Annotated in this window: 1 protein-coding gene; it reads right to left on the minus strand. The window is 32.0% G+C overall.

All coding sequences use genetic code 11. The features are described 5' to 3' along the window. Positions 1 to 441: 441 nt before the first annotated feature. Positions 442 to 1260 (minus strand): PHP domain-containing protein, encoded by an 819-nt coding sequence (locus ACO5GE_RS00490; RefSeq protein ID WP_484828960.1) that lies wholly within the window; start codon positions 1258 to 1260, stop codon positions 442 to 444. Between the last annotated feature and the right edge of the window lie 468 nt (positions 1261 to 1728).

Consider the following 1728-nt stretch of genomic DNA (forward strand, 5'->3'; position numbering starts at 1 on the left):
TCTGATAATTTCAACATATCAAAGCTAATTTCAAATGCACCAAGTTTTTCTAATTTTCTTTCGAAGCTCTTTGTAATCATCTCTAATTCTCCTTTCCTTCTAACTACATAAGTTTTTCCAACCACAATACAAAAAAACCATCAATATCTTTTATATTTTAATTATATCATTCGCAAGCTATTTTTTGTACATTATTTTTAGTTTAATACTGAACTATCGACCTCTAAAATTATTCTATATCTTTACTATATTTTCTATCTTCTTCTCTATCTCTTGCCTGCCATAAAGTTGTTTCAAGCAACGAACGATTGAATAATGTGTTTTATTAATCAAAATGATTATGGATTCAAACAGTCATATCCAATCTTATAGAACTTTCTTACATTTCATCACTAAAAATCTGATAATTTCCTACAAAATGGTTCTTCCACTACACATGGCCTATTCCATACAAAATATCTTCCTCACTGCCTCTTCTGTAGAGAGATAATCTCCGACATTTACCGGTTTTTTGTTGTTTGTTCCATGATAGTCGCTTCCTCCCGTCAAAAACAGATTGTATTGTTTTGAGAGTTCCAAAATTTTTTGTTTCGCATTTTCATCATTGGAAGGATGTCGATACTCTATCCCATCCAATCCCAATTCACATAGCATTGGAAGTAAGTGGTAGTTGTTTTGTTGCGCAGGATGAGCCAATACCGCAAACCCTCCTGCTTGTTTGATGGCAACAATTGCATCTCTCAACTCTATGTCAGTTGGTCTGATATCACATAGTTTTCCTTTTGAAAAATAGTTCTGATAAAAAGTTCCGTATATTCCATCTGCAATTCCTTTCTCCACAAGATACTGAATCAAGTTCTGTTTGTAAATGATTTTATACACATGTTGTTTTAATTCTTCCACATCAATCTCATAACCTTCGTTCTGTAATCGTTTAATCTGCTCCAAAGCGTTGTTGTGCCTACGTTGCAACATAGCATCTGTCAAACGACGAATAGGCATTTCATCCTGTATCCGATATCCGAGAAGGTGCGCTTTTGTTCCTGTTTCACTGTCAACGGTAGTTATCTCAAGACTTTTCACCGTCTGAATTCCTAAGTTTTTCGTATAATATTGTATTTCTTCATATCCGTCCAAATCATCGTGATTAGTTATGGCAATATGTGTCAATCCGTTCTGTTTGCACTTTTGTACGAGTGTTTGGATACTATCACTTCCATCTGATATGGTAGTATGCATATGCAAATCTGCTCTTATCATCATCGTTCCTCTCTTTCTTTCACTTTTAGTACCTTTCGTTTGTTTAAGATTTCGTTTTTATAAGTTAATGAGTTCTATTTAGTAGTTGATTGTTGGATATGTGACTGTAATGACATCAAGATTTCACCTTTTTTTCCCAAATTACTGATTACTGTCAATATCTTTTGCTCTTTTTAGAACAACTATCCTTTATTTCAAGGCAACATTAATTTCTTTACAGTAACTGAATGATAACTGAAATCTCTGTTACCTATTCTATTTCACATATTTACTCTTTCAAAACTTAATAGGTTCCTTCTTATTTTTGATTTATTGTCTTTTACTTCTTATCTTTTACTTCTTATCTTTTATTTCTTATCTTTTATTTCTTATCTTTTTCTTCTTATCTTTTTCTTCTTATCTTTTTCTTCTTGTCTTTTTCTTCTTATCTTTTTCTTCTTGTCTTTTTCTTCTTATCTTTTTCTTCTT

It is taken from the genome of Filifactor sp., from assembly GCF_057248345.1.